Source organism: Martinezella paranaensis (assembly GCF_014200235.1).
In the GTDB taxonomy this organism is placed as follows: domain Bacteria; phylum Pseudomonadota; class Alphaproteobacteria; order Rhizobiales; family Rhizobiaceae; genus Rhizobium; species Rhizobium paranaense.
Map to the genome: position 1 here is coordinate 292,036 of NZ_JACHBI010000001.1, position 25,891 is coordinate 317,926.

Genomic DNA, 25,891 nt, shown 5'->3' on the forward strand with positions numbered 1-25,891 from the left:
ATGACGAGAGAGCAAGCCCTATCGATTTACGGAAGCGCGTCGTAGCCTTCGGCGAAGCCTTTGAGATCGACGGGAATGCCGATGCCTTCTTCCGGCGACTGGAAGACGATGAAGGTGGCGGTCGCACCGCTGCGCAGCGTTTTCAGCAACTCGTCCTCAAGCACCACTTCGGCATAGCAACCGTCCGAGAAGCAGCGCACGAAATAGGCGCGGCCGATATCCTTGCCGTCGACATTGAGGCCGAGCCCATTCGGCAGCAGCACTCCGAGCGGCGCCAGCACGCGAAGAATCTTCGACTTGCGATCGGCGGTTTTCAGCACAACAACCGAAAGACCGACTTCCGGTCGGTCCTCGGCGATGACGTTCTGCATCAGCGCGCATTGTTCGGTCGATGCGCCCGCCGGCTTGTCGCAGACCACGGACCATGCGCCATGGCTCGAACGCACCGTACCCGGCGGTTGTGGAACCTGGCTGGTCGGAAGCTGCTGGGTATGCGCCGGCGGTTGTTGGCCCGGCTGCTGCGGTTGCTGGGTTTGCAGTTGCTGAGCCTGCGGCGCCGGCTGTGTTTGCTGTGCCTGCTGCGCCAGAACGGGTGCTGCGGCCGCGGCAGCGATGCTGGCGCTGACAAACCAAAGCCGGGCGAGGGAACGAAAACCCATGGAAACCTCTAGATTCGAATCAGTGCCGCTATTGTTGAAGCCCACGCCGGCAAATGAAAAGCCCCGCGTGCTGAATTCCAACCGACTGCGGCGGAAATACGACCTCTATCCCATTTTGCCCCGGCAATGCGATGGACCGTGATGCAATTTTTCGTATGATGATGAAATGCTTGCCATGTTTCGGCGGGCCGGGGGACTACACTTCGCGCAAAAATGCCGCACGAACAACTGTTGTGAGTTGTTGCGGAGTGCTCCAAACTGTGGTTTGAAGCGCAATGGAATGTAGGGATACTGCGTTTGAGATTGATCTGGGATCAAACGCTGGAGGGAGAGACATCGTGATTAAGAGGGCTTACGCAGCTCTGGCGGCTATCGCCTGTCTGCTTTTTGCGACCGGCAGCTATGCCGATCAGCCAAAACCATGGGAAACCGGCCTGCAAGAGGCAGCCACCGGCAATATGCATCAAATACGGTGGTTCGAAGCATACACGCTTTGGTTTATCGTTCCCATTACGCTGCTGGTGCTCGTCCTTTTGATCGTCGTCATGGTCAAGTTCCGGGCATCGAAGAATCCGGTGCCCTCCAGAACGAGCCATAATACGCTGATCGAGGTTATCTGGACCGTCGGCCCGGTTCTCATTCTTCTGTTCCTGGCTGTTCCGTCCTTCGATCTTCTGACCACGCAGCTCACGTTCCCCCCAAATCCTGACGTTACGGTCAAGGTGACCGCCACGCAGTGGCAGTGGAACTATGAATATGAAAACAGCGGTAACACACCGCTGGCCTTCGATTCCTTCCTGCTGAAGGATCAGGACCGCGCCGCCGCCGGCAAGGAAGACAGGTCGAAATATCCGCGGCTTCTCGCCGTCGACAACGAGCTGGTGCTGCCCGTCGGCAAGGTCGTGCGCGTCCTTGTTACCGCCGCACCGACAGATGTCATCCATTCCTTCGCGATGCCGTCCTTCGGCATCAAGATCGACGCCGTTCCCGGCCGTTTGAACGAAACCTGGTTCAAGGCCGACAATGAAGGCATCTACTACGGCCAGTGTTCCGAGCTTTGCGGCAAGGACCATGCATTCATGCCGATCGCCATCCACATCGTCTCCCAGGATCAATACCAGCAGTGGCTGACCACCGCCGCCGGCGACCTGAGCAAGGCAAACAAGGCCCTGATGGCCGCCGTCGATCAGCCGGCTACTGTCAACGTCGCTGAAAACACGGCTCAGTAAGAGGGATAGGGATAATGGCTGGATCTACGGCACACGACGATCATTCGCACGCTCTTCATGATGCTCACGCGCATGACGACCATCACTCTCATACGCCCACTTTTGTGAACCGTTGGTTCTTCTCGACCAACCACAAGGACATTGGCACCCTCTATCTGATCTTTGCGATCTTTGCCGGTATCGTCGGCTTCCTGCTCTCTATCGCGATCCGCATGGAATTGCAGGAGCCGGGCATCCAGATCTTCAGCGGTCTGGCCTCCATGGTCTACGGCTATTCGGGCGACGCCTCCATCGATGGCGGCAAGCAGATGTACAACGTCTTCGTCACCGCCCACGCGCTGATCATGATCTTCTTCATGGTCATGCCGGCGATGATCGGCGGCTTTGCCAACTGGATGGTGCCGATCATGATCGGCGCGCCGGACATGGCTTTCCCGCGCCTGAACAACATTTCCTTCTGGCTGATCGTTCCCGCCTTCCTGCTGCTGATCCTGTCGATGTTCGTCGAAGGCCCGGCTGGTGCCTATGGCGCGGGCGGCGGCTGGACGATGTATCCGCCGCTGTCGGGCATCGTCGGCCATCCCGGCCCGGCGGTCGACCTGGTGATCTTCGCGCTGCATATCGCCGGCGCCTCGTCAATCCTCGGCGCGATCAACTTCATCACCACCATCCTCAACATGCGCGCTCCGGGCATGACGCTGCACAAGATGCCGCTGTTTGCCTGGTCAGTGCTGATCACGGCCTTCCTGCTGCTCCTGTCGCTGCCGGTTCTCGCCGGTGCCATCACCATGGTGCTGACCGACCGCAACTTCGGCACGACCTTCTTCGCGCCGGAAGGCGGCGGTGACCCGATCCTTTACCAACATCTGTTCTGGTTCTTCGGTCACCCGGAAGTCTACATCCTGATCCTGCCGGGCTTCGGCATGATCAGCCACATCATCTCGACCTTCTCGCGCAAGCCGATCTTCGGCTATCTCGGCATGGCCTATGCCATGGTCGCAATCGGCGCCGTCGGCTTCGTCGTCTGGGCCCACCACATGTACACGGTCGGCCTGTCGCTCGACACGCAGCGTTACTTCGTCTTCGCGACGATGGTCATCGCCGTTCCGACCGGCGTGAAGGTCTTCTCCTGGATCGCGACGATGTGGGGCGGCTCGATCGAGTTCCGCACGCCGATGATCTGGGCGATCGGCTTCATCTTCCTGTTCACGGTGGGCGGCGTTACCGGCGTGCAGCTCGCCAATGCCGGTCTCGACCGCGTATGGCAGGACACCTACTACGTTGTCGCGCATTTCCACTACGTTCTGTCGCTCGGCGCCGTCTTCGCCATCTTCGCTGCCTGGTATTACTGGTTCCCGAAGATGACCGGCTACATGTACAGCGAGAAGATCGGCAACTGGCACTTCTGGATCACCTTCGTCGGCGTCAACATGGTGTTCTTCCCGCAGCACTTCCTCGGTCGTGCCGGCATGCCGCGCCGTTACATCGACTATCCGGATGCCTTTGCTGGCTGGAACTATGTTTCCTCCATCGGGTCCTATGTTGCAGCCGTCGGCCTCTGCTTCTTCTTCTGGGGCGTCATCGATGCTTTCGTGAAGAAGCGTGTCGCTGGCAACAATCCCTGGGGCGAGGGTGCGACCACTCTGGAATGGCAGCTTCCTTCACCGCCGCCGTACCATCAGTGGGAAGAGCTGCCGCGCATCAAGTAGCTTATTTCCGGACGCCGTGATAAGCGGCGTCCGGCTTAACGGACATTGGATGAAAGAATGACGGTCATCGACAATCACGAAGTGCTCGCGAAGAAAGGCGAAATTGGCCTGTCGGAAGCGAGTGCGCGCGATTATTTCGAGCTTTTGAAGCCGCGGGTCATGTCGCTGGTCGTCTTCACCGCCTTTGCCGGACTGGTGCTGGCGCCGGGCCATATCAACCCGGTTCTCGGCCTGATCGCCATTCTCTGTATTGCCGTCGGCGCCGGTGCGTCCGGTGCGCTGAATATGTGGTACGACGCCGATATCGACGCGGTCATGAGCCGTACGGCACGCCGTCCGATCCCCGCCGGCCGCGTCAAGGCTTCCGAAGCGCTTGCCTTCGGCTTGGTTCTGTCGGGCTTTTCGGTGACGATCCTCGGTCTGGCCGTCAACTGGCTTTCAGCCGCGATCCTCGCCTTTACCATTTTCTTCTACGCCGTCATCTACACGATGTGGCTGAAGCGCTCGACGCCGCAGAACATCGTCATCGGCGGCGCTGCCGGCGCTTTCCCGCCGGTCATCGGCTGGGCCTGTGTCACCGGTAGCGTGACGATGGAGAGCATCGTGCTCTTCCTGATCATCTTCCTCTGGACGCCGGCCCATTTCTGGGCGCTGGCGCTGTTCAAAATGCGCGACTACGAAGCCGTTGGCGTACCCATGATGCCGAATGTCGCCGGCGTGCCGACCACCAAGAACCAGATTGTCGCTTATGCCGTATTGACGGCCCTCATCGGCGTCGTGCCGGCGTTCATCGGTTTGGCAAGCTTCGGCTATGGTGTTGTCGCCGCCCTGCTTGGCGCGGTCTTCATATACTGTTCCATCGCTGTTCGGCGCATGCCGGATGGCGATATCAAGATGATCCCGGCGAAGAAACTCTTCGCCTTCTCGATCTTCTATCTCTTTGCAATCTTTTCGGCATTGCTGATCGACCGGCTCGTTGCAGTGCTGATGTCAGGCGGTGCGGGAGGCTGGCTGTGATCGAACTCGTCAAGCTCACGGAAGCGCAAAAGAAATCACGGCGAGGGCGCAACATCGCGCTTGGTTTGGTGCTCGCCGGCCTGGTGATCCTGTTCTACGCGATCACCATCATCAAGGTCGGCACCGGACACGTTTGAGGAGGCGTGATGGAGGAGGGGACAACGAACAAGGCAAGAAGTGCCGGCCGCAACAACGGTCTGGTCGTTGCCATGTGCCTGAGCTTCGTGATCGGCATGAGCGCCATGTGCGCCGCTGCCGTGCCGCTCTACCGCATCTTCTGTGAGGTGACCGGCTTCAACGGCACGACGCAGCGCGTCGATCAGGCGTCCAGCGTTATTCTCGACAGGCCGATCAAGGTCTCCTTCGACGCCAATGTTGCCCCGGGCGTGCCCTGGGATTTCAAGCCGATGCAGAAGGAAGTTGACCCCAAGATCGGTGAAACGGTCGAGATCAAGTTCCTTGTCGAAAATAAGTCCGACCAGCCGACGCGCGGGCAGGCTATCTTCAACGTTTCGCCGGTGGAAGCAGGCGCCTATTTCAACAAGGTGCAGTGCTTCTGCTTCAACGAGACCGATCTGGCACCGGGGGAAAAGCGCGAGATGCCGGTGGTTTTCTACGTCGATCCTGAGATCACTAAGGCGGAAGAAACCAAGACGATCACAGCGCTGACACTATCCTACACCTTCTATCCGCGCGACGGCGCGAAGCCTGTGGCTTCCAACGACGCAGCGAAGGTGGCGGAAAAGAAACTTTGATGGAGAGTGCCTCCGGCTCAGCCGGAGGCGATATGGGAAAAGTCATTCGGGGAATTGCTGACATGGCAGAGGCGCATACGAAGAAACACGATTACCACATCATCGACCCCAGCCCGTGGCCGATCACAGCGGCCCTCGGTGCCTTTGTCATTACCTTTGGCGGCGTCTGCTTCATGCGCTACCTGAACGGTGGCGCCGTGCATCTGTTCGGCCTGAATTGGGCGCAGCCTTGGCTGTTCTTCATCGGTTTGGCCATCATCCTCTATGTCATGTACGGCTGGTGGTCGGATACGGTGAAGGAAGCGCATGAGGGCGCGCATACCCGCGTTGTCTCGCTGCACTTGCGCTATGGCATGATCATGTTCATCGCCTCCGAGGTGATGTTCTTCGTTGCCTGGTTCTGGGCCTATTTCGACGTCAGCCTCTTTCCGAACGAGGCGATACAGGCTTCGCGAACGGCCTTCCTTGGCGGCCAGTTTCCGCCGAAGGGCATTGAAGTCCTCAATCCCTGGCATTTGCCGATCTATAACACCATCATCCTGCTGCTCTCGGGCACGACAGTCACCTGGGCGCACCACGCGCTGCTGCACAATGACCGCAAGGGCCTGATCCAGGGGTTGGTCCTGACGGTACTGCTCGGCGCGCTGTTCTCCTGCGTCCAGGCCTATGAATATGCGCATGCGCCCTTCGAGTTCAAAAACTCGATCTACGGCGCAACCTTTTTCATGGCGACCGGCTTCCATGGTTTCCATGTGTTGATCGGAACGATTTTCCTGCTGGTCTGCCTCATCCGCGCGCTTCGCGGTGACTTCACGCCGAAGCAGCATTTCGGATTCGAAGCGGCCGCCTGGTATTGGCACTTCGTCGACGTCGTCTGGCTCTTCCTGTTCTTCTGCATCTACATCTGGGGAAGCTGGGGCGCGCCGGTCGCGGCCGGCTAAGCGGCAGACGCAGAAATATCAAAGGCGGGTGCTTCGGCGCCCGCCTTTTTCATTGTGAGAAGGGCCTCTCAAGCGCTTGCCGCAAGCCGCTCGAATGCCGTCGGATGCGGAACACCCCGATCCATGAGCTGCCTGATCTCCTCGGCGCAGGCTTGCGCGGTTTTGACCGAGGTATCGACCTCGAGATCGTAGATACCGGGCCGATGCACCTGCGCCTGCCAGGCTGATATCGGTGCGGGAATCGGGGCATCGGCGGAAACGCTGACATAATCATTGCGCCTTTCAGCGCCTTCCGCCAAACGCCGCTGAATGACGGTCTCGATCGGGCAGCGCACCCCGACGAAAAGAACGGGCAGGCCCGCGAGTTGGCGAGCGCAATCCGCTAGGATTCCGAGCGGCCTTGAATGGGCGTCATGATGGCCGAATTCAGCTACCACGTTGAGCCCAAGACGGCTGTGGGCCGCAATCGAGGCATAGAGCGCCGAATAGAATGTCTGAACCAGCGGCTCCAGATCAGGCCGCTCGCCACCGGGCCGCAAACCGATCCCCGGCCGGTAACGCTGCGGAGTGATATGCCGCACATAGGCGTCGACGCCCAGATTCATCCATGGCCCGTCGAAACTGGCCTGAATTGCTTCGACAATGCTCGATTTTCCGGATCGCGGTGCACCGTTCAGGATGATGATCTGACCGACCTTCGTATCTTGATGATTGTCCATACCCTCTTTCTATGGCCGGGATCACGATTTTCAAGCGGCACGGAAAAATCGGCCGCGACATCATGCTGCGGGCAATGTTCGCTCGCGGCGCGGCGGTCACCATGCTTTTCGATTGGACGGATGGCTGCATCGCGGCTACTGATGATGACAGGACGAGATCCGGACGCTCGTCGTGAATGGTAATCGATCGAGATCAAACTTTGAGCCCAGAGCAAGACAGCCCCGAAGGTCACGGGACAGGCCCGAATCAAGAGGCAAACAGCGACAACGCCCTCTTTCCACCCGTCGATCCGTTCAAGGTCGGCATTCAGGGGTGCTGCCCGCGCTGCGGCAACGGCAAGCTCTTCGATGGGCTGTTGTCGCTGAAACCGCGCTGCGCTGCCTGCAATCTCGATTATGCCTTTGCCGATGCCGGTGACGGGCCTGCGGTCTTCGTCATCCTCATCGTCGGCTTTATCGTGATTGGCTCGGTGCTGTGGCTGCAGGTCAATTATGCGCCGCCGATCTGGGTGCATATCCTGCTGTTCGGCCCTCTGACCATCATCCTGTCGCTTCTGTCGCTACGCTGGTGCAAGGGCATCCTGATCGCGCTGCAATACCGCAACAATGCCAGCGAAGGGCGCATTCATCGTGACTGAGGCGATCATGCCCGCTCGCCGCGCCAATCTTTTCTGGCAGATCGGCAAGGCGCTGATCCTGCTTACGGCGCTCGGCATTCTGCTGGTCCTCGGCACTTGGCAGGTCGAACGGCTGCATTGGAAGGAAGGCTTGCTGGCCGACATAGCCGAGCGTCAGGCCGCTGCGCCCGTGCCGCTATCGACGATCGAGACCATGGCCGCATCCGGCGGCGATATCGAATATCGCGTCGTCACCGCGACGGGTCGATATCTCAACAACAAGGAACGGCATTTCTTCGCGACTTTCGCTGGCGCTTCCGGCTTCGATATTTATACGCCGCTGCAGCTTGCGGACGGGCGCTATCTCTTCGTCAACAGAGGCTTCGTGCCCTACGACGCCAAGGAGCCGGAAATGCGCGTGCAGGGGCAGTTGACGGACGAACAGACCGTCACCGGCCTTGCCCGCGCCAAGCTCGCCGGCCAGCCCTCGGGCATGCCGGACAATGATCTGGCGAAGAACATATTCTATTGGAAAGACCTGGACGCCATGGCTGACAGCGATGGGCTTCCACGGGATAAGGTGCTGCCCTTCTTCGTCGATGCCGACAAGACGCTCAATCCTGCCGGCTTGCCGATCGGCGGCGTCACCATCGTCGATCTGCCGAACAACCATCTGCAATATGCCGTGACCTGGTATGGCCTTGCGGCGGCGCTGGTTGCCATCGTCGCTATCTCCTGGTGGCGCAAACGTCATCCGGACGCACCCCGGCAATAGTTTCGCGCAATAGAATAGCTTCATTTCGATGGAATATTCGGCTAGAGCATGGTCCCAAAAAGTGCGCAGCGGTTTTTGGATAAGATCATGCGGACTAAAGCTCGTCGGGATCTTTCAGATTCGCTCCCACGCTTTAGCTCTTTATTTTTGCATGTCGTTTTCGCAAAACCGCCGCACACTTTTGCGCGACATGCATTAAATGGAGCAAGCGGCGGGGCGAACCTATATCTGTAGCCTTGCCATCGCCCCGAATTTCGGAAGAGACATGAACATAGCGGTTTCCAAACCTGACCTGACCATCCGGCTCTGCGGCCCGCGCGGCTTCTGCGCCGGCGTCGATCGCGCCATCCAGATCGTCGTGCTGGCGTTGAAAGCCTATGGTGCGCCGGTCTATGTCCGCCATGAGATCGTGCATAATCGCTATGTCGTGGAAGGGCTGGAGGCCAAGGGTGCCGTCTTCGTCGAGGAGCTCAACGAGATCCCGGCGGAACATCGCGCCCAGCCTGTCGTCTTTTCCGCCCATGGCGTTCCGAAGTCCGTGCCGGCAGATGCCGACGCGCGCAATCTCTTCTATCTCGATGCCACCTGCCCGCTGGTGTCCAAGGTGCATAAGCAGGCCATGCGGCATAACCGTCTCGGCCGCCACGTCATCCTCATCGGCCATGCCGGCCACCCGGAAGTGATCGGCACCATGGGCCAGCTTCCGGAGGGTTCGGTGTCGTTGATCGAGACGGTGGAGGATGTCGACGCCTATGAACCTGCTGACCCGGACAATCTCGGTTTCGTCACGCAGACGACGCTCTCGGTCGACGACACCGCCGGCGTCATCGCGCGGCTGCAGCAGAGATTCCCGAATCTCACCGCGCCGGCCGCCGACTCGATCTGCTACGCCACCACCAACCGCCAGGAAGTGGTAAAGGAAGCCGCTCCGGGCTGCGATCTTTTCATCGTCGTCGGCGCACCGAATTCGTCCAATTCCAAGCGTCTCGTCGAAGTGGCGCTGAGAGCAGGGGCCAAGAAATCCGTGCTTGTCCAGCGCGCCTCGGAAATCGATTGGGACGATATCGGCGATATCAAAACCGTCGGCCTCTCCGCCGGCGCATCGGCGCCGGAGGTCATCGTCAACGAGATCATCGAAGCCTTCCGCGCGCGCTACAATGCCGTGGTGGAGCTTGCCGAAACGGTCAAGGAGACCGAGAATTTCCTCGTCAATCGCGAGCTGCGCAATATCGAACTGACGGTGGCCGACATGGCCTTCGTCAATGGAGATTGAAGGGCCACCTCGTCCTTCGAGGCCTTGCCGCTTGCGCTGACGCTGCATCGACAAGGCACCTCAGGATGAGGTGGAGAGAGTTTCGTCGCCAGGTGCCAAAAATCAGTCCCCACCCTGAGGTGGCCCAAAGGGCCCTCGAAGGGCGAGGGCGGGTGGTTGCGGTGGCCGGCATGTATCAAAGGGAATAATTCGTGGCCGTTTATACCGATATTACCGAAGACGATCTCAAGTGGTTCCTGACGGAATATGATGTCGGCACGTTGCTCTCCTACAAGGGCATCGCCGAGGGCGTCGAAAACTCCAACTTCCTGCTGCACACGTCGCGCGAGCCTTTGATCCTGACGCTCTATGAGAAGCGCGTCGAGAAGGGCGACCTGCCGTTTTTCCTCGGCCTGATGCAGCATCTGGCAAGCCGCGGCCTTTCCTGCCCGCTGCCATTGCCGCGCAAGGATGGCGCGTTGCTCGGCCATCTCTCGGGCCGTCCGGCCGCGCTGATTTCCTTTCTCGAAGGGATGTGGTTGCGCAAGCCCGAGGCAAAACATTGCCGCGAAGTCGGCAAGGCGCTGGCCGCGATGCATGTCGCCGGCGAAGACTTCGCCATCAAGCGGCCGAACGCGCTGTCGCTTGAAGGCTGGCAGGGGCTTTGGGAAAAATCCGAAGCGCGCGCCGACGAGGTTGAACCAGGCTTGCAGGACGAGATCCGCGGCGAACTGGATTTCCTGAAGCGCCATTGGCCGAAGGGCTTGCCGGATGGCGTCATCCATGCGGATCTGTTTCCGGACAACGTCTTCTTTCTCGGCGACGCGCTTTCGGGGCTGATCGACTTCTATTTCGCCTGCAACGATCTGCTCGCCTATGATGTCTCGATCTGCCTCAACGCCTGGTGCTTCGAGAAGGACGGCGCCTACAACATCACCAAGGGCATGGCGCTTCTGGAAGGTTATCAGAGCGTTCGGCCGTTGGACGCCGCCGAAATCGCCGCGCTGCCGACACTGTCGCGCGGCTCGGCGCTGCGCTTCTTCCTGACCCGCCTCTATGATTGGCTGACGACGCCAGCCGGCGCCTTGGTCACCAAGAAAGACCCGCTCGAATATCTGCGCAAGCTGCGCTTCCATCGCCAGATCGCCTCTAGCGCCGAATATGGGCTGAAGGCATGAAACACGTCGATATCTTTACCGACGGCGCTTGCTCCGGCAATCCCGGTCCCGGCGGCTGGGGGGCGGTGCTGCGCTATGGCGATGTCGAAAAGGAGCTTTTCGGCGGCGAACAGGAGACGACCAACAATCGTATGGAGCTGATGGCGGCGATCTCGGCGCTCGGCGCCCTGAAAACGCCCTGCGAAGTCGATCTCTATACCGACAGCGTCTATGTCAAGGACGGCATCTCCAAGTGGATTTTCGGCTGGAAGAAAAACGGCTGGAAAACTGCCGACAAAAAGCCGGTGAAAAACGCCGAACTCTGGCAAGCCCTGGAAGAAGCCCGCAGCCGGCATCAGGTGACCCTGCATTGGGTCAAGGGCCATGCCGGACACCCGGAAAACGAACGCGCCGACGAGCTGGCGCGCAAGGGCATGGAGCCGTTTAAGAGGAAGTAGGGGGTGGCTGTGGGCCGATGGTTGGATGGTCGCGCTACGCCAACGGCGGGCGCCTTAATGGCGTCCGCCTCGATCTAGCGCGCACAATCGCCAGTTAATGAGCAGCTTGACTGGCCATCTTCTTGTCCAGCTCCTCTTTCAAAGCCTCCAGATTGAAGCTTGCGCCCTTCTGCATGGGCGGGAATTCGAGGAAGGTCTGGGCGGCTTTTCCCATCTCCTGCTGCAGGAAGACGTAGCGCCAGAATTCGTAAGCCCACCAATCCTTCGCGAAGAGCGACTGGCCGAGGCCCGTGCGCTCGAACGGGTCCAAGCGGAGGTTAAGGAGGATCGGCCAGTCGACCTTGACGGTGGCGCCGAACCAGCCATTCGGCTGATCTGTAAGCCGGTACTTGAAGTCGTCGATGCGCACCGCACCTAGCGTGGACTCGGCAAAATAGAAGACTTCATGCCGTTGCGACGGGCCCTTGCCAGTGATGAGGTCGGTCTGGTCATAACCATCGAGATGCACCTTGTAAGTCCGATCACCGATCTGCTTGCCCTTCTGGAGCTCGCCGACGATGTTCGGATCGCCGGCAGCAGCGACGAAAGTTGGAAACCAATCCAGCCCTGAGACAATCGAATTTTCCACCTTGCCTGCCGGTACGTGGCCGGGCCAGCGGATGATCATCGGTACGCGGAAGCCGCCTTCCATGACAGTTCCCTTGCCACCCGCAAACGGGGTCTGCCCGCCGTCAGGCCAAGTGAAGTTCTCGGTGCCGTTGTCAGTGGAGAAGGCAAGGATCGTGTTGTTCTCGAGTCCGTTGTCCTTCAGGTACTTCATGACAGAACCGACGATGTCGTCAAGCTGCGCCATGCCGGCTTCCTCAAGAGACCAGCCGTTCTCGGGTGTTCGCATTTTCTCGTACTTCTCCGAGAGATGCGTAACCACGTGCATGCGCGTGGGATTGAGCCAGAGGAAAAACGGCTTATCGTCCTGCCTTGCCTTGTCGACGAACTTGAGGGCATTCGCCAGTATCTCATCGTCAACTGTCGTCATGCGGTCCGGGCAAAGCTCGCCGGCATCCTCGATTCTCTGCTTCCCGATCTTGCCCCAGCGCGGCTGTACGGTTGGATCATCCCCGTCGGTCGCATAGCTATGAACCATGTTCCGGGGACCGACCATGTCCTTCACCGCCGGCGGGTATGTAGAATGGCAGGGGTCCTCCATCGCATCGAGGTGATAGAGGTAGCCGAAGAATTCATCAAATCCATGCGCCGTGGGCAGGAACTGGTTGAGGTCCCCCAGGTGGTTCTTGCCGAACTGGCCGGTGGCGTATCCCATCGATTTGAGCACGGTGGCAATTGTCGGCGCCTCGTCGGGCATGCCAAGGGTAGCACCGGCCTGTCCGACGGTCGTCAGCCCGGTACGGATCGGCAGCTCGCCGGTGATGAAGTTCGCTCGACCCGCCGTGCAGCTCGCCTCAGCGTAATAGTCGGTAAACCGCATGCCATCAGATGCCAGTCGGTCCAGGTTCGGCGTCCTGCCAGCCATGATGCCCTGATTGTAGGCGCCGATATTGAACCAACCGATATCGTCGCCCATGATGAACACGATATTGGGCTTTTGTGGCTGCTGCGCGGAGGCCGAAGGCGTGATTGCCGGCGACGCCGCAAAACATAATCCGACACAGGAAGCGCCAAGCAGTTGGCGCGCCAAACTACTCCAGTTCATGTTAATCTCCCTCTGTTGGGCGAGCATGGTTTGTGAATTGGGCATGCTCGCTGTGATGGCCACCACATACGCCAGCGCCGATAGCCGGACCGCGGTCCCTCAAATCCGCAACCAACGTCAAGTTCGCCCCCTCGGGACGATGCATGCGATTTACCAAGGAGTATTACGCGCTGAGCGCATGACTTGACCCAAAGATGCGGGAAATCGCCTCTTTACGGCCTAACGAAGTCGATTAGGCGCTCAGCCACCACCATATGCAGCCACGCGGACTGCGGCGACCGATCGCTATAGCTGCTGGAAGGTAACATAACACGTTTCTCGCGAGGCGTCCGCAATTCGGTAGCAACGACTGCCGTTCCTGCTAGCCCGTGATAGAATGCGCTGCGGCGAGGACCGCTTCGAGCCGAAAGGCGTCATGGTAGGTGCTCACCAAAAAGCCCAAACATAGCAACCCCGCATCTTGCCCCATCCCCCTTTCCCTCTATGCTGCGCCAAAACAGCTAGGGAGATGAATATGATCCTGCATTGCGTTTTCATGCGGCTGAAATCCGCCATGACACAGGACGAGAAGAAAGCGCTTTTCGAATCCATCGCCGCCTTGCAGCAGGTCATCCCCGGCATCATCGATGTCAAATATGGGCCGAATGTCTCGCCGGAGGGGCTGCATGGTGGCTTCGTCGATGGCTTCGTGGTGACGTTCGAGAGCCCTGAAGTGCGCGATGCCTATCTCGTGCATCCCGAACACGTTGCCGTTGGGGGGCGCATCGTGTCCTCGACCGATGGTGGCCTTGCCGGCCTGCTGGTTTTCGATCTCAATCTTTAAAGGGCCGCTGACATACACCCGTAGGCCTCGTTATACTGGTCGCCTGCGCGTAACGACGCGGAGATTCATCTCCGAGCGCAAGCGGAAACCCATCGTCTTGTAAAGCGAGATGGCCGGTGTGTTCGTGGCGTAGGCGTGTAGGTAGACGGTTTCGTTTCTCGCCGAGATCTCGCCGGCAACGAAGCGGAAGAGCAGGGTGCCAAGGCCGCGTCCCTGAAAATCGGGATGGGTGCAGAGACCGCTGAGTTCGGTAAAACCGGGCTGCCGCATGCGCTGGCCGGCCATGGCGACGAGGCGGCCATCGATCTTCACGCCCCAAAAGGTGCCGAGGCTCTGGGCGCGCAGTGTGAAGGGACCGGGTTTGGTCAGCGTAGCCAACGCGAGCATTTCCGCTGCATCGGCTTCCGTCAGCGGCTCGATCCGGCTGTCCGAGATGCGCTCATAGGGCCGTTCGGCGATCATCTGCACCAGTCTGCCTTCAGTGACGATCGCCAGTCCTTCAGGGATCGAGAAAGGATTGACTTCGACGAGGGCCATGACCTCGTCGGCCACCGGCAGGCTCGCCAGAGCCTCGAGGCTTTCAGCCGTATCATCGGCGGGGGCTGCGAAGGGCACGATGGACGGCAGATAGCGGCGGGCGCGCTCGCTGCCTTCTGCCAACGTCGCGTGGGCAGTTCGAAGGGCGTTCCAGGCGGGACGGTCGAGAATATGGCTCATGGTGTCTGCTCCTTGTCGAGACGGCCACGACGGGCAAGCGGCGCTTCGGCAAGCCCATTCTCGATTGCAGCGAGCTGTTCCAGGATCGGCCCGGATATTTCGCCGCAGAGTTCGATAACCGCCCGTTCGACGCGCGGCCAGACCGATCGTTTCGAATAATCGACGAGTTCCTGCCCTTTCGGCGTCAGCGAGACCAGTCTTCGCCGCTGATCCTCCGGTGAGGCCTGCATGTTGACGTAACCCAGTTCCAGAAGCTGCGAAACAGTGCGCGTGGCACCCGGCTGGGTGATGCCGACTGCCTGGGCAAGTTCGCCGATGGTCAGCGGACCGGCGCGATCGATCGCCGCGAGGAAGGGATATTGAGCGGACTGGAGAGAGACGCCAAGCTCATCCATAATCTGCTGTGTATCGGCCTGAAGGCGTTCGCCGATACGGCGGAAGCGGCTGCCGAGGCAGAGGAAACCAAGCGATTTCACGATATCTTCAACCACAGCGCTTTCCAGTCCTTGTTTATATAATGCATTATATAACTTATTATGTAAATTCTGTCAATTCTGCCCGCTGGTTTTCGCTCTCGATCTCTAAATGAAAAGGCCGCAGGCACATGCCCACGGCCATATTTGTACGGCTTCCTCAGCTCGACTTCGCCATCGCGGCGGCAAGCTGATCAACGTTATAACGGAACATTTTTTCATATGTCGGAGCCGGGCCGTTGGCCTTGGAGAGGGCCTCGACATAGAGTTCGCCGCCGGGCTCGGCGCCGGTTGCCTTGGCGACCTGCTTGACCAGGCGTGGATCGTTCGAGTTCTCGAAGAAATAAGTCTTCACATGCTCGGCCTTGATCTGCTCGATCAGCTTGGCGACGCCGGCGGCCGAAGCTTCGGTTTCGGTGGAAACGCCGAGCGGCGACAGGAAGGTGACGTCGTATTCGCGGCCGAAATAGCCGAAAGCGTCATGGCTGGTCAGGATCTTGCGGCGATCCCCGGCGATCTTGTCGAACTTGCTGTGCGCATAGGCGTCGAGGTCGGTCAGCGTCTTGGTATAGCGCTCGGCATTGGCCTTGAAATCGGCGGCATCGGCCGGATCGGCGGCGGAAAGCGCTTTTTCGATATTGGCAACCCAGATCTTCACATTGACCGGGCTGTTCCAGACATGCGGATCGGTGACGGTCTTGCCGTCGTCGACCATGGTGCGGGTATTGATGCCTTCGGAGACGACGACCGGCGTGCCCTTATAGCCGGAAGCGCTGATCAGTCTATCCATCCAGCCTTCCAGACCTTCGCCGCTAACGAAGGTGACCTTGGCCGTATTGAGCTTCTTGGCGTCCGTCGGCGAGGGCTCGAATTCATGGGGATCGCCGTTCGGGCCGACGAGGCTCGACACCTTCACATGGTCGCCTCCGACCTGTTTGACGACATCGGCCAGCACGGTGAAAGAGGCGACGACGTCCAAGGTTTCGGCCGAAGCGGGCGCCGCAATGCCGAAGGCGATGAAGGCCGGCAGCGCCGCCGAGAGAAGCAGTCTGCGTCTGATCATAAAAATCTCCTTGATCAAATTAGCCCCTAAGATGGGGATGGGGAATAAACCGTCGGGCCAGGCCCGAAGGTGCGAAGAGAATGGAAAAGCCGTAGATCAGGCTCGCCGTGATGATGATGGTCGGGCCGGAAGCAAATTCGAGGTGATAGGAGGCGATGAGCCCGATATAGCCCGACGCGGTCGCGGTTGCCGCCGCGATCGCCATCATTGCGGGCAGGCTGCGCGACCAGAGTTGCGCGATCGCCGCCGGCAGCATCATCAGCCCGACTGCCATCAGCGTCCCGAGCGCCTGGAAGCTGGCGACGAGATTGAGCACCACCAGCAGCAGGAAGAGGAAATGATAGACCGGGCCTCGACCGCCCACAGCGCGCAGAAAACCGGGATCGAAGCACTCCATCACCAATGGCCGGTAGATGACGGCGAGCGCCAGGAGCGTCGCCGTGGTGATCGCGCCGATCTGGAAGAGGGCAGGGGCATCGATCGCGAGGATGGTGCCGAAGAGCACATGCAGGAGATCGATATTGGAGCCGCGCAGCGATACGATGAGTACGCCGAGCGCGAGTGAGGTCAGATAGAAGCTGGCGAAACTCGCATCCTCCTGCAGTACCGTCATGCGGCTGACGAGCCCGGAGAGCAGTGCCACCGACAGGCCGGCCACAAGCCCGCCAAGCCCCATGGCCGTCAGCGACAGCGAACCGGCGATCAGATAGCCGATGGCCGCCCCCGGCAGTACGGCATGGCTCATGGCGTCGCCCATCAGGCTCATCCGCCTCAGCATCAGAAAGACACCGATCGGTCCGGAGCCAAGCCCGAGGCAAAGGCACGCGATGAGTGCGCGCCGCATGAAGCCATAGTCGGCGAAGGGCGCGAGGAAGATATCATAAGCCGTCATTCGGCGGGCTCCCGCTTCGCCAATTCCCGCTGGATAAGCCCCCGCTCCGGCAGGCAATCCTCAGCATCCTCGTCCCAACGCTCGGCCATGGCTCGCGCCTTGATGAGATTGTCAGGGCTCATGATGTCCTCTGTCTGGCCCCAGCCGACGAGTTCGCGCGCGATCAGCAGCGTCTGCGGAAAATGCGCGCGCACCTGATCAAAATCATGCAGCACGGCAATCACCGTGCGCCCGTCGCCATGCCACCGCAGGACAATGTCGAGGAGGTCGCGTGTCGTGCGCTGGTCGATGGCGGTAAAGGGCTCGTCGAGAAGGATGACGCGGGCGTCTTGCAGCAGCAGCCGCGCGAAGAGTACGCGCTGGAATTGCCCGGCCGAAAGCGAGCCGATATGCCGGCGCTCGAAGCCGGTGAGCCCCACCGCCGCGAGCGCATCCCGGGCGTGCTCCGCATCCGCACGCGAGAAGCGGCCGAAGGCGCCGGAATTTTTCCAGGCGCCGAGCATGATGGTATCGGCGACCGAGATCGGAAAACGCCTGATGATGTCAGCCGCCTGCGGCAGATAGCCGAAATCGTTGCGCGTCAGCCCACCACGATCGATAGTCCCTTCCGCCGGTCTCAATTCGCCGATGATCGCCTTCAAGAGCGTCGATTTTCCGGCCCCGTTCGGCCCAGCAATCGCCGTCAGGCTGCCGGCCTGGAAGGCGCCGGAAACGTGATGCACGGCGGGATGGCGATCATAGGTCACGGTGAGATTGTTGAGGCGGATCGAAGCACTCATGCCAGCGCCACCGCCCAGCCGATCGTCGCCCAGAGGATTGCGATACCGATCGCAACGAACGCGAGACGCGTCATTGCAGAACGGCCAATTAAGGAGGAGGCAAAGGGATTATTTCGGAAAGGCATGTGGCAACTCGCATAATGTAATAACATTACGTCTTGTTGCGAAGGGAATACGGCAAAAAAGTGGCGATGACAGGGTTCGAGCCGTTGCAACGCAATCCGAAACTGTGAAATCTGGCAGGAATGCTATATATAGGGCATATATTGTTATCGGATATCGAGATTACCGGAGCAAACTCATGAATGTCTCTATCGGAGAGCGTTTGGAAAAGTTCGTGGAGAAAGCCGTTAAAGAAGGGCGCTACAGTTCTGCGAGCGAGGTGGTGCGCGAAGGTTTGCGACTCGTCGAGGAGCGCGAAGCAAAACTTGCTTCGCTACGCCGCACTTTGGAGGCGTCGATTGCTGCAGGCGGCGACATCTCCGATGAGGAGCTCGGGGCCGCTTTGGATGCTAGAGCTGCAGAACTCGCCAAAGAGGGGTATTGAGTGGCTCGGCTGCGTTACACGAGAGACGCGCAAAACGACATTCTCAATATCCTGACATTCATCGCACATGAGAGCGGCAGTCAGAAAATAGCTCTGAAATTTACGACCGCGTTGCGCGGTAAGTGCTCTGATCTTGCGTCGCTACCTGGCCATATGGGACGTCCCAGACCAGAACTCCGGCATGACATACGTAGCTATGCCTTCCGGGGCTACGTAATCTTCTTTCACTATGTCGGCGATGTTTTTGAGGTCTTAAAGGTACTCGAAGGCCATCGCGATCTCGACAGCCATTTTCATCATGATGATTGAGGCAAAGCAGCGCTCCTCGCACTCCTTTGCCCCTCTGTCGAAACCTAAAGCTGCTCGATCATCGCTGCCGCGCCGGAAACCGTTGCCTGGCCGGGGCTTTCCTCGATGTTGAGCGACTTCACCACGCCGTCTTCCACCAGCATGGAATAGCGCTTGGAGCGGATGCCGAGGCCGCCGGCGGAGAGGTCGATGTCGAGGCCGAGGGCTTTGGCGAAAGAGGCGTCCCAGTCGGCAAGGAAGTGGATCTTGCCCATGCCGCCTGAGGATTGCGCCCAGGCACCCATGACATGCCAATCATTGACCGCAACGACAGCGATGTCGTCGACACCCTTGGCGAGAATGGTGTCACGGTTTTCCAGATAGCCCGGCAGATGGTTCAGCGAGCAGGTCGGCGTAAAGGCGCCGGGAACGGCGAAAAGCACGACGCGCTTGCCGGCAAAAAGCTGCTCGGTGCTGATCTCGACCGGGCCGTCGGCGGTCTTTTCCTTGAAGGTGGCGGCAGGCAGTTTATCGCCAACAGCGATGGTCATGGCATTCTCCTTGGGTCACAATTTAGGCGGCCGAACCGCCGCCCTTTGAATGAAAATGGTTGGGCGAAACTATAGATCCGCGCTATTCGAACGCAAGCGTGGTTTCCATGGCGCGTTCACCGTCGATGACAAGGATGCCCCAGCTTTTGCCCTTGATATCGTAATTTTTAGGAAGCTTTCCAATCGCGATGTCGGTCGCAAAAGTCTTGCCGTCGCGTGTGCCGTTGGCCTGTTTGAAAAAGACATAGCCGGTCGGGCCGGTCACGTAGATCGATGGAGCGCTTCCTGTTGTCTCCGGCAGCGTCAGGCGCAGCGAAAGGGTCTTCGCATCGGGCGAAAGTCGGTGATTTTCGACGGCAAAATCCGCAGAAGGAGCCTGCGGCAGCGAGGCGTTGGCAGCGTCCAGCAAGGCTTGTTCATGCGGCGTCGATTGGCCGGCCGCCGATAGCGGCAGCGAAAATTCGGCCTGGAAGGGAATGCAGATGTCCTTGCAGAGCCCGATAAAGGCGGTGAGGTGGAGTGTCGATGGCTGTTTGCCGGTGAGACGGAAGTCAAGCGGCAATGTCACTGGCGCATCATAGCCGATTTCCTGGATCGCGCCGACGGTGATCGGTTTGGGCGTGGGAAAGCTCGTCTTTTCCAGCGCAACGCCGCTATCGGGCGTCGGGCTCACCTGCGGCGGAATTCCGCTTTCGCCGGGCTCGCGCCAATAGGTGATCCAGCCGGGTGCAGGCTCGATCTGCAGAGCGGCGCGGATATGACCCTGAGCATCCGGCGCCAGCGCCACCAGCCGCATGCGACCGCCCTCATTGTTTGCCCAGTCGCTCATGGCGGCATGGGCGGTGCCTCCAGCCAGTGTTGCGGCGGCCAGTGTTGTTAACAGTGGGATAAAAAAGAGTTTTCCGATCATGGAACAAGGATTTACCGGATGGCGCAGGCCTGTGCCAGAACGACGCGAAAAAGAAATGATCATTTTCAGTTGATTGATTTATGACATTGCCCCATCTTCTCTTCGAGGGGCGCAGTTACAGACTGCAGTCAGGAGGTACGATGTCCCTATCGACGCTGAAGAATAAGAGCGAAAGAGGTTTTCTCGACGGCCAGTTCCTGATTGCCATGCCGGGTATGGAAGACCGGAATTTCCATCGCACAGTGATCTATATCTGTGCTCATTCCGCTGCCGGCGCCATGGGCTTCGTCATCAACCGCGCGCAGAACCTGACCTTTACCGATGTGCTGCTGCATCTTGAAATGATCAAGGATGACGATGCTATTCTTCTGCCGCCGGTCGCCCGTGATTTCCCGATCCAAACGGGGGGGCCGGTCGAAAGCGGCCGTGGCTTCGTCCTGCATTCCGACGACTACATCAGCGACAGCAGTATTCCGGTGAGCGACGATATCAGCCTGACGGCGACATTGGATATCGTGCGCGCCATTTCCAAGGGCGGCGGGCCGAAGCGCGCCACCATGCTGCTCGGCTATGCCGGCTGGGGCGCAGGTCAGTTGGAGGCGGAAATCAGCAATAACGGCTGGCTCAATTGCCCAGCCAATGAAGAGCTGATCTTCGACCGCAGCCTCGACGACAAGTATGAACGAGCGCTGGCATTGATGGGCATCAACGCCGCCATGCTGTCGCCGCATGCGGGGCACGCCTGAGCCGTCCACGCCCTTGTGGAACGAAATATTGATAGTGACGTTTCCCTGTCACCGCACCGGCAAGCCCGCCGGTGCCGAATGAGGAGGCGTTCGCTATGGGCAGCATGAGTGACAAGGTATCCGGCAAAGCCAACGAGGCCGCTGGTAAGGCCAAACAGGTTGCCGGCAAGGCCACGAAGAGCAAGAGCATGCACGCCGAAGGCACGGCCCAGAAGGCTAAAGGTAAGGCCCAAGTGGCCGTTGGCAAGGCCAAGGAGAAAGCCAAGGGCGCGGCACACCGGATTTGATCCGATAGTTCGCTACGCGCCAAGTTAAGTGCTGCGTCCTTTCGCGTGCTGTCGCATGCGCGGCGCAGTGAAAGAGCCTGTCACGAAACTCGCGACGGGCTCTTTTTCTGTTCGTCATGGCCAAGTTTTGGAGCGCTTTGCATGAGGCTTTTCGCCTGCGACCATTGTGGCCAGCCGGTCCATTTCGATAACCGGCAATGCGTGCGCTGCGGCTATCAGCTCGGCTTTGTTCCCGAACGTCTTGCGATGTATGCGCTGGAGGCGGATGGATCGAATTGGCGCCTAGTCGCCGACCCGACCCGTCTCGTCCGCTTCTGCGCCAATGCCGCACTCGATATCTGCAATTGGATGGTTGAGGCCGGTGACCCAGAACCCTTTTGCATCGCCTGCCGTCACAACCGGCTGGTGCCGAATACCGACACGCGGCAAGGCGTAGACCGCTGGCGGCGCATCGGCCAGGCCGAGCGGCATCTGTTCTATTCGCTGTTGCGTTGGCATCTGCCGCACCCCGATTGCCGGCAGGATCCCGAGGGTGGCCTGGTCTTCGACTTCCTCGAGGACGAGGTGCAGGGCGGCACTGTTGTGCCGGCCAGGACCGGCCACGAGGAGGGGCTGATCACCATCCGCGCCGCCGAGGCCGATGATGTGACGCGCGAACAGGCCCGCACGTCGATGAACGAGCCCTACCGCACGCTGCTCGGCCATTTCCGCCACGAGACCGGCCACTTCATCTGGAACAAGTTGATCCGCGACCGCAATCGGTTCGATGCCTTTCGCGTCGTGTTCGGCGATGAGCGGGTGGAATACGGCGCGGCGCTACAGCAACACTACGACAACGGCCCGCCGCCAAACTGGCAGGACAATTTCATCAGCGCCTATGCGAGTGCCCACCCCTGGGAAGATTTTGCCGAGTGTTTCGCGCATTACCTCCACATCGTCGACACGCTTGAGACCGCCCGCTCCTTCGGTCTTGCGGTCGATCCTCGCGGCTATCACGAAATGGCGGCGGAGGTGGATTTCAATCCCTATAAAGCTGAGAGCGCCGAACAACTCGTCAGCGCCTGGATTCCGCTGAGCGTCGCGATCAATTCCATCCAGCGCAGCATGGGGCAGCCGGATTCCTATCCCTTCATCCTGTCGCCGCCGGTCGTCACCAAGCTGGAATATATCCGACAGGTGATTGCAGAGGCATGATCTGCCTTCTCTGCAAACGAGGAAAGGAGGCCCGAAGCGCAAGCGCCGTACAGGCCTCTCACTGATAGGCGAGGGCGCCGGCTACGCCCGCTTCGTCAGCGGAAAGCGTTCCTTCAGCAGGCGCACCACTGAATCCGAGCCCATCGGCGGACCGAAGATGAAGCTCTGGCCATAGGCACAGCCCATCTTGGCGAGTTCGAGCGCATCCTCTTCCGACTCGATGCCTTCGGCGACGACACGCATGTTGAGCTCGCGCGCCATGGAAATCACCGAGCGCAGAAGCACGGCCTTCTTGTCGCTTTCATCACGCACCATCGCCTTGTCGAGCTTGATCGTGTCGAACGGGAAGCGGGTGAGATAGGAGAGCGAGGAGTAACCGGTGCCGAAATCGTCAAGCGCCAGGCCGATGCCTGCTTCGCGCAGCTTGCCCAGCACAAGGCGGGCCTGTTCCGGATTCTCCATCACCTGCGATTCCGTCAATTCGAGCTTGATGCGGTTCGGCTCGCAATGGGTTTTGGCGAGCAGGGCGCGGATATCGTCATAGAGCTCATTGTTGAGGAGCTGCACGCTGGACAGGTTGATGGAAACGAAGAGCGGCAGGTCGCCGGTCTGGCGCTGCCAGCCCATCAGGTCATTGGTCGCCTGCTCCATCGCAAACATGCCGAGCGGGCCGATAATGTCGGAAGCCTCGGCGATCGGGATGAATTCCGACGGCGGAATATTGCCGCGTTTCGGATGCTCCCAGCGCATCAGCGCCTCGAAACCGGCGATTTCGGCATCTTCCAGCCGAACGATCGGTTGATAAACCAGCGACAGTTCCTTGCGCTCGACGGCGCGGCGAAGGTCCGTTTCAAGCTGCAGGCGGTCGGTACCGAAGCTGCGGAACGCAGGCTGGAAAGGTTCGACGCGATTGCCGCCAGCGCGCTTGGCGCGGTACATGGCAAGCTCGGCGTCACTCATGAGACCGGTCGCGCTCTCCTGCTGGTCGACCCAGGAGGTCAGCCCGATCGAAGCCGTCAGGATGATTTCGCGATTGGCGAAATTGATTGGCACCATGATCGCCTTGCTGATCGCATCGGCGAAATCGGCAACCTTCGCCGGGTCGCGTTCGGAAACTAGAATAAGGCCGAACTGATCGCCGGAAAGCCGCGCCAGCGTGTCCTGCGGCTTCATCAGGCGGCGCAGGCGCCGCGTCAGCGCGATCAGGATATTGTCGCCGGCAGCGACACCGAGTGTATCGTTAACCAGCTTATAGCGGTCGATGTCGATCACCATCACAGTCGGACGCACCTGATTGCCTTCCGGTGCCAAGGTGAGAACGGCCTGCAGGCGGTCGATGAAGACCTGGCGGTTCGGCAGGCCAGTCAGATTGTCGTGCAGCGCGTCGTGCAGCAGCCGCTCGATCGAATTCTTCTGCTCGGTGACGTCGACGACGGTGCCGACGCAGCGGATGATTTCGCCGTTCGAGCCGAGCACCGGCCGGGCGCGGATCGACAGCCAGTGGAAATGCCCGTCTTCGGCGCGAATCCGGAACTCATGGTTCAGCCGGCCTCGGCGGTGTTCGAGGAGCACGTCGAGCGTCGCGCGGAAGCGGTCGCGGTCGTCGGGGTGCAAGCGCGGCAGCCAGTTGCGCGCCGCGCCATGCATGGTGCCGGGCGACAGGCCGAGTTTCATCGAGATATCCGGTGTCGTCACCACGCGGTCGCGTGCCACGTCCCAATCCCAAACCGTATCGCCGGAGCCGGTGAGCGCCAAGGATTGCCGCTCGAGATCGGAAAACAGGCCCTGCTGAAATGCGCCGCCGGCAAAGGCGTGCTGCATCACCGTAAACCCGATCAGCAGCACGATCAGAACGAGGCCGCCGCCGAGCGCCGGCTGGATGATGTCGTTGTCGAGCTTGCCGGTGATCGTCATCCAGGCGCCGAACAGCCAGACCAGGATCAGCGCCCAGGCGGGCACCAGCAGAATGGCGCGGTCATAGCGGCTGAAGCCGAGATAGATGATCAGCAGCAGGCCCGCGGTTGCCGTCAGTGCCAACGACAGCCGCGCGACACCGGCCGCGATCGACGGATCATAGATCGCGACGCCGAAGAGAAGGGCGAGACCGAGTACCCAGGCAAGGGTCACATAGCCCAGATGCGCATGCCAGCGATTGAGGTTCAGATAGGTGAATAGGAAGATCACCAGGCTCGAAGCGAGCGCCACCTCCGCACAGGCGCGCCATATTCGCTGATCGCTGGAAGTGATGCTGATAAGTTTGCCGAGGAAACCGAAGTCGACGCAGATATAGCCGAGCACCGCCCAGGCAAGCGCGGCCGTCGCCGGCAGCATCGAGGTGCCTTTGACGACGAAGAGAATGGTCAGGAACACCGCCAGCAGACCGGCAATGCCAAGCACGATGCCGCGATAGAGCGTGAAGGCGTTGACCGTATCCTTGTAGGCATTCGGCTCCCAGAGATAGAGCTGCGGCAGGCTGGGTGAGGAGAGTTCGGCGACGAAAGTCACGACCGCGCCGGGGTTCAGCGTGATGCGGAAAACATCCGCCTCGTCGCTCGGCTGCCGGTCGAGGGCAAAGCCTTCGCTCGGCGTGATCGCGATAATGCGTTGCGAGCCGAGATCCGGCCAGAACAATTTCGAGTTCACCAGACGGAAGTGGGGCGCGACGATGACGCGTTCGAGCTGCTCTTCCGAGACATTGGCGAGTGCAAAGACGGCCCAGTCGCCCTGATGGTTCGGCGAAGAAGAGCGTACCTCAATACGGCGGCGAATGCCGTCGGCGCCGGCTGCGGTGGAAACCTGAAAGGCCTCGCCCTGATTGGTGTAGATCTCGGTCGTCGCTGTCAGGTCAAGCGCGGTGTCGTCGCGCGAAATCTTCACGGGTTCGGCTGCGTGCGCCATGCCGGCAAGGAAGAACAACAGCACAGCCGTGAGCGTCGCGAGGATCGCGGACAACCATTTGGCCAATGGCGGGGTCGGCGTGAGATCGGCGGTCATCGTTTGTCGGATTTTCTGCTCGGGTCGACGTCGGACGCCAACCGGGAAAACATCACGTGATCACGCCACTGACCGTTAATTTTTAGATAACCGCGCAAATGACCTTCCCGTTGGAAACCGGCCTTTTCCAAAAGCCGCATGCTACGCTCATTATCCGGAATACAGGCTGCTTCAATACGGTGCAACTCAAGTCCCGAAAAGATATAGGGTATAACCAACTGAAGTGCGGCGAACATATGGCCCTGGCCCGAATGCCGCTCGCCCATCCAATAGCCAATCATGCAGCTTTGTGCAGCACCACGACGGATGTAACCGATGGTAATGCCGCCGAGCAAGGTCATATTCTCTTTAAGAAAAATGAAAAGGGGAATCGCCTGGCCGGAACTGTATTCCTGCTTTCCCCGGATGACACGGGCCCGATAGGCGCCCTCGGTCAGTTCGTCATGTCGCCAGGTAGGCTCCCAGGGTTCCAGGAAGCGCCGGCTTTCGGCCCGCAACCGGTGCCATTGATTGAAGTCGGAATAGCGCGGCAGACGCAGCAGATAGGTCGCGTTTTCGAGTTCGACCGCGTCCGGATGACGTGACAGAAACCGAAAGACCGATTTTTGCATTCCGCCCAGTACTCCCC

At 59.9% G+C, this 25,891-nt stretch carries 29 protein-coding genes; 17 read left to right on the plus strand and 12 right to left on the minus strand.

The window, feature by feature from the left end; all coding sequences use genetic code 11:
* Positions 1-26: 26 nt before the first annotated feature.
* A complete protein-coding gene (locus GGD50_RS01375; protein ID WP_107107490.1) occupies positions 27-659 on the minus strand; it encodes an invasion associated locus B family protein in 633 nt (210 codons plus the stop codon).
* 338 nt (positions 660-997) lie between these two features.
* Between GGD50_RS01375 and coxB the strand changes: the two genes are divergently transcribed.
* The 6 genes from coxB to GGD50_RS01405 all read left to right on the plus strand — a co-directional run bounded on the left by coxB (position 998) and on the right by GGD50_RS01405 (position 6,310).
* Positions 998-1,888 (plus strand): cytochrome c oxidase subunit II, encoded by an 891-nt coding sequence (gene coxB, locus GGD50_RS01380; RefSeq protein WP_107107345.1) that lies wholly within the window; start codon positions 998-1,000, stop codon positions 1,886-1,888.
* A gap of 14 nt (positions 1,889-1,902) precedes the next feature.
* The gene (gene ctaD, locus GGD50_RS01385) at positions 1,903-3,597 is read left to right on the plus strand and encodes a cytochrome c oxidase subunit I (protein ID WP_107107346.1); all 1,695 of its coding nucleotides are present in this window, start codon (positions 1,903-1,905) and stop codon (positions 3,595-3,597) included.
* Between the two features lie 57 nt (positions 3,598-3,654).
* Positions 3,655-4,614 carry a heme o synthase gene (locus tag GGD50_RS01390; RefSeq protein WP_107107347.1) on the plus strand — a complete coding sequence of 320 codons (960 nt, stop codon included), beginning with the start codon at positions 3,655-3,657 and terminating at the stop codon, positions 4,612-4,614.
* Entirely contained in the window at positions 4,611-4,751 is a 141-nt protein-coding gene (locus GGD50_RS01395; protein ID WP_034488087.1) for a hypothetical protein, read from the plus strand. The genes GGD50_RS01390 and GGD50_RS01395 overlap by 4 nt, the downstream gene beginning before the upstream one ends.
* A gap of 9 nt (positions 4,752-4,760) precedes the next feature.
* Entirely contained in the window at positions 4,761-5,369 is a 609-nt protein-coding gene (locus GGD50_RS01400) for a cytochrome c oxidase assembly protein (protein WP_107107348.1), read from the plus strand.
* A gap of 62 nt (positions 5,370-5,431) precedes the next feature.
* Positions 5,432-6,310 carry a cytochrome c oxidase subunit 3 gene (locus GGD50_RS01405; protein WP_107107349.1) on the plus strand — a complete coding sequence of 293 codons (879 nt, stop codon included), beginning with the start codon at positions 5,432-5,434 and terminating at the stop codon, positions 6,308-6,310.
* A 68-nt stretch (positions 6,311-6,378) separates the two neighbouring features.
* On the opposite strand, the gene GGD50_RS01410 is transcribed toward GGD50_RS01405, so the two are convergent.
* Positions 6,379-7,029 (minus strand): chloramphenicol phosphotransferase CPT family protein, encoded by a 651-nt coding sequence (locus tag GGD50_RS01410; protein ID WP_107107350.1) that lies wholly within the window; start codon positions 7,027-7,029, stop codon positions 6,379-6,381.
* Between the two features lie 200 nt (positions 7,030-7,229).
* Here GGD50_RS01410 and GGD50_RS01415 point away from each other — a divergent pair, with 200 nt between their 5' ends.
* From GGD50_RS01415 to rnhA, 5 genes are all read left to right on the plus strand, one after another.
* Entirely contained in the window at positions 7,230-7,667 is a 438-nt protein-coding gene (locus GGD50_RS01415; protein WP_107107491.1) for a DUF983 domain-containing protein, read from the plus strand.
* 7 nt (positions 7,668-7,674) lie between these two features.
* Positions 7,675-8,421, plus strand: a complete 747-nt coding sequence (locus tag GGD50_RS01420) for an SURF1 family protein (protein ID WP_107107351.1) — start codon at positions 7,675-7,677, stop codon at positions 8,419-8,421.
* Between the two features lie 265 nt (positions 8,422-8,686).
* Positions 8,687-9,694, plus strand: coding sequence for a 4-hydroxy-3-methylbut-2-enyl diphosphate reductase (ispH, locus tag GGD50_RS01425; protein WP_107107352.1), 1,008 nt, complete (start codon positions 8,687-8,689; stop codon positions 9,692-9,694).
* A 191-nt stretch (positions 9,695-9,885) separates the two neighbouring features.
* Complete coding sequence (locus GGD50_RS01430) at positions 9,886-10,851, plus strand: homoserine kinase (RefSeq protein WP_107107353.1); 966 nt, start codon at positions 9,886-9,888, stop codon at positions 10,849-10,851.
* Positions 10,848-11,288 (plus strand): ribonuclease HI, encoded by a 441-nt coding sequence (gene rnhA / locus GGD50_RS01435; RefSeq protein ID WP_107107354.1) that lies wholly within the window; start codon positions 10,848-10,850, stop codon positions 11,286-11,288. The genes GGD50_RS01430 and rnhA overlap by 4 nt, the downstream gene beginning before the upstream one ends.
* Before the next feature lie 94 nt (positions 11,289-11,382).
* Here the strand turns inward: rnhA and GGD50_RS01440 are convergent, their stop codons facing one another.
* Complete coding sequence (locus GGD50_RS01440; protein WP_181316021.1) at positions 11,383-12,999, minus strand: arylsulfatase; 1,617 nt, start codon at positions 12,997-12,999, stop codon at positions 11,383-11,385.
* Positions 13,000-13,513: 514 nt separating this feature from the next.
* Between GGD50_RS01440 and GGD50_RS01445 the strand changes: the two genes are divergently transcribed.
* Complete coding sequence (locus tag GGD50_RS01445) at positions 13,514-13,822, plus strand: Dabb family protein (RefSeq protein WP_107107355.1); 309 nt, start codon at positions 13,514-13,516, stop codon at positions 13,820-13,822.
* Between the two features lie 30 nt (positions 13,823-13,852).
* Here the strand turns inward: GGD50_RS01445 and GGD50_RS01450 are convergent, their stop codons facing one another.
* The 5 genes from GGD50_RS01450 to GGD50_RS01470 form a co-directional block, all read right to left on the minus strand.
* Positions 13,853-14,539, minus strand: coding sequence for a GNAT family N-acetyltransferase (locus GGD50_RS01450; protein WP_107107356.1), 687 nt, complete (start codon positions 14,537-14,539; stop codon positions 13,853-13,855).
* Positions 14,536-15,030, minus strand: coding sequence for a MarR family winged helix-turn-helix transcriptional regulator (locus GGD50_RS01455; RefSeq protein ID WP_107107357.1), 495 nt, complete (start codon positions 15,028-15,030; stop codon positions 14,536-14,538). Before GGD50_RS01455 ends, GGD50_RS01450 begins: the two co-directional genes overlap by 4 nt.
* A gap of 142 nt (positions 15,031-15,172) precedes the next feature.
* A complete protein-coding gene (locus GGD50_RS01460) occupies positions 15,173-16,075 on the minus strand; it encodes a metal ABC transporter solute-binding protein, Zn/Mn family (RefSeq protein WP_107107358.1) in 903 nt (300 codons plus the stop codon).
* Between the two features lie 19 nt (positions 16,076-16,094).
* Entirely contained in the window at positions 16,095-16,967 is an 873-nt protein-coding gene (locus tag GGD50_RS01465; RefSeq protein WP_107107359.1) for a metal ABC transporter permease, read from the minus strand.
* Positions 16,964-17,746 (minus strand): metal ABC transporter ATP-binding protein, encoded by a 783-nt coding sequence (locus tag GGD50_RS01470; RefSeq protein ID WP_107107360.1) that lies wholly within the window; start codon positions 17,744-17,746, stop codon positions 16,964-16,966. Before GGD50_RS01470 ends, GGD50_RS01465 begins: the two co-directional genes overlap by 4 nt.
* A 301-nt stretch (positions 17,747-18,047) precedes the next feature.
* Here GGD50_RS01470 and GGD50_RS01475 point away from each other — a divergent pair, with 301 nt between their 5' ends.
* Both GGD50_RS01475 and GGD50_RS01480 read left to right on the plus strand, forming a co-directional pair.
* Positions 18,048-18,293: a type II toxin-antitoxin system ParD family antitoxin gene (locus GGD50_RS01475; protein WP_107107361.1), complete on the plus strand. Its 246-nt coding sequence runs from the start codon at positions 18,048-18,050 to the stop codon at positions 18,291-18,293.
* The gene (locus GGD50_RS01480; protein WP_107107362.1) at positions 18,294-18,602 is read left to right on the plus strand and encodes a type II toxin-antitoxin system RelE/ParE family toxin; all 309 of its coding nucleotides are present in this window, start codon (positions 18,294-18,296) and stop codon (positions 18,600-18,602) included. It abuts the gene before it with no gap.
* Between the two features lie 44 nt (positions 18,603-18,646).
* Here GGD50_RS01480 and GGD50_RS01485 read toward each other — a convergent pair whose 3' ends face one another.
* Together GGD50_RS01485 and GGD50_RS01490 are read right to left on the minus strand one after the other, a co-directional pair.
* Positions 18,647-19,132 (minus strand): peroxiredoxin, encoded by a 486-nt coding sequence (locus GGD50_RS01485; RefSeq protein ID WP_107107363.1) that lies wholly within the window; start codon positions 19,130-19,132, stop codon positions 18,647-18,649.
* Between the two features lie 82 nt (positions 19,133-19,214).
* Positions 19,215-20,042 (minus strand): protein-disulfide reductase DsbD domain-containing protein, encoded by an 828-nt coding sequence (locus GGD50_RS01490; RefSeq protein WP_414124606.1) that lies wholly within the window; start codon positions 20,040-20,042, stop codon positions 19,215-19,217.
* 140 nt (positions 20,043-20,182) lie between these two features.
* Here GGD50_RS01490 and GGD50_RS01495 point away from each other — a divergent pair, with 140 nt between their 5' ends.
* The 3 genes from GGD50_RS01495 (at position 20,183) to GGD50_RS01505 (ending at position 22,269) form a co-directional block, all read left to right on the plus strand.
* Positions 20,183-20,788 carry a YqgE/AlgH family protein gene (locus GGD50_RS01495; RefSeq protein WP_107107365.1) on the plus strand — a complete coding sequence of 202 codons (606 nt, stop codon included), beginning with the start codon at positions 20,183-20,185 and terminating at the stop codon, positions 20,786-20,788.
* 95 nt (positions 20,789-20,883) lie between these two features.
* Positions 20,884-21,075: a CsbD family protein gene (locus GGD50_RS01500; RefSeq protein WP_107107366.1), complete on the plus strand. Its 192-nt coding sequence runs from the start codon at positions 20,884-20,886 to the stop codon at positions 21,073-21,075.
* A gap of 141 nt (positions 21,076-21,216) precedes the next feature.
* The gene (locus tag GGD50_RS01505) at positions 21,217-22,269 is read left to right on the plus strand and encodes a zinc-binding metallopeptidase family protein (protein WP_107107367.1); all 1,053 of its coding nucleotides are present in this window, start codon (positions 21,217-21,219) and stop codon (positions 22,267-22,269) included.
* Between the two features lie 81 nt (positions 22,270-22,350).
* Here GGD50_RS01505 and GGD50_RS01510 read toward each other — a convergent pair whose 3' ends face one another.
* The gene (locus tag GGD50_RS01510; protein ID WP_107107368.1) at positions 22,351-25,263 is read right to left on the minus strand and encodes a sensor domain-containing phosphodiesterase; all 2,913 of its coding nucleotides are present in this window, start codon (positions 25,261-25,263) and stop codon (positions 22,351-22,353) included.
* Positions 25,260-25,874 (minus strand): GNAT family N-acetyltransferase, encoded by a 615-nt coding sequence (locus GGD50_RS01515; protein ID WP_107107369.1) that lies wholly within the window; start codon positions 25,872-25,874, stop codon positions 25,260-25,262. The genes GGD50_RS01510 and GGD50_RS01515 overlap by 4 nt, the downstream gene beginning before the upstream one ends.
* Positions 25,875-25,891 lie beyond the last annotated feature (17 nt).

Excerpts from the sequence above, each read along its gene's own strand:
- GGD50_RS01490 (WP_414124606.1), bottom strand. The coding sequence starts at position 20,042 with ATGATCGGAAAACTCTTTTTTATCCCACTGTTAACAACACTGGCCGCC.
- ispH (WP_107107352.1), top strand. The coding sequence starts at position 8,687 with ATGAACATAGCGGTTTCCAAACCTGACCTGACCATCCGGCTCTGCGGC.
- GGD50_RS01465 (WP_107107359.1), bottom strand. The coding sequence starts at position 16,967 with ATGACGGCTTATGATATCTTCCTCGCGCCCTTCGCCGACTATGGCTTC.
- GGD50_RS01460 (WP_107107358.1), bottom strand. The coding sequence starts at position 16,075 with ATGATCAGACGCAGACTGCTTCTCTCGGCGGCGCTGCCGGCCTTCATC.
- GGD50_RS01515 (WP_107107369.1), bottom strand. The coding sequence starts at position 25,874 with ATGCAAAAATCGGTCTTTCGGTTTCTGTCACGTCATCCGGACGCGGTC.
- GGD50_RS01510 (WP_107107368.1), bottom strand. The coding sequence starts at position 25,263 with ATGACCGCCGATCTCACGCCGACCCCGCCATTGGCCAAATGGTTGTCC.
- GGD50_RS01485 (WP_107107363.1), bottom strand. The coding sequence starts at position 19,132 with ATGACCATCGCTGTTGGCGATAAACTGCCTGCCGCCACCTTCAAGGAA.
- rnhA (WP_107107354.1), top strand. The coding sequence starts at position 10,848 with ATGAAACACGTCGATATCTTTACCGACGGCGCTTGCTCCGGCAATCCC.
- GGD50_RS01420 (WP_107107351.1), top strand. The coding sequence starts at position 7,675 with ATGCCCGCTCGCCGCGCCAATCTTTTCTGGCAGATCGGCAAGGCGCTG.
- GGD50_RS01410 (WP_107107350.1), bottom strand. The coding sequence starts at position 7,029 with ATGGACAATCATCAAGATACGAAGGTCGGTCAGATCATCATCCTGAAC.
- GGD50_RS01475 (WP_107107361.1), top strand. The coding sequence starts at position 18,048 with ATGAATGTCTCTATCGGAGAGCGTTTGGAAAAGTTCGTGGAGAAAGCC.
- GGD50_RS01400 (WP_107107348.1), top strand. The coding sequence starts at position 4,761 with ATGGAGGAGGGGACAACGAACAAGGCAAGAAGTGCCGGCCGCAACAAC.
- GGD50_RS01495 (WP_107107365.1), top strand. The coding sequence starts at position 20,183 with ATGTCCCTATCGACGCTGAAGAATAAGAGCGAAAGAGGTTTTCTCGAC.
- GGD50_RS01390 (WP_107107347.1), top strand. The coding sequence starts at position 3,655 with ATGACGGTCATCGACAATCACGAAGTGCTCGCGAAGAAAGGCGAAATT.
- GGD50_RS01405 (WP_107107349.1), top strand. The coding sequence starts at position 5,432 with ATGGCAGAGGCGCATACGAAGAAACACGATTACCACATCATCGACCCC.
- GGD50_RS01450 (WP_107107356.1), bottom strand. The coding sequence starts at position 14,539 with ATGAGCCATATTCTCGACCGTCCCGCCTGGAACGCCCTTCGAACTGCC.
- GGD50_RS01375 (WP_107107490.1), bottom strand. The coding sequence starts at position 659 with ATGGGTTTTCGTTCCCTCGCCCGGCTTTGGTTTGTCAGCGCCAGCATC.
- GGD50_RS01440 (WP_181316021.1), bottom strand. The coding sequence starts at position 12,999 with ATGAACTGGAGTAGTTTGGCGCGCCAACTGCTTGGCGCTTCCTGTGTC.
- GGD50_RS01445 (WP_107107355.1), top strand. The coding sequence starts at position 13,514 with ATGATCCTGCATTGCGTTTTCATGCGGCTGAAATCCGCCATGACACAG.
- ctaD (WP_107107346.1), top strand. The coding sequence starts at position 1,903 with ATGGCTGGATCTACGGCACACGACGATCATTCGCACGCTCTTCATGAT.
- GGD50_RS01470 (WP_107107360.1), bottom strand. The coding sequence starts at position 17,746 with ATGAGTGCTTCGATCCGCCTCAACAATCTCACCGTGACCTATGATCGC.
- GGD50_RS01505 (WP_107107367.1), top strand. The coding sequence starts at position 21,217 with ATGAGGCTTTTCGCCTGCGACCATTGTGGCCAGCCGGTCCATTTCGAT.
- GGD50_RS01500 (WP_107107366.1), top strand. The coding sequence starts at position 20,884 with ATGGGCAGCATGAGTGACAAGGTATCCGGCAAAGCCAACGAGGCCGCT.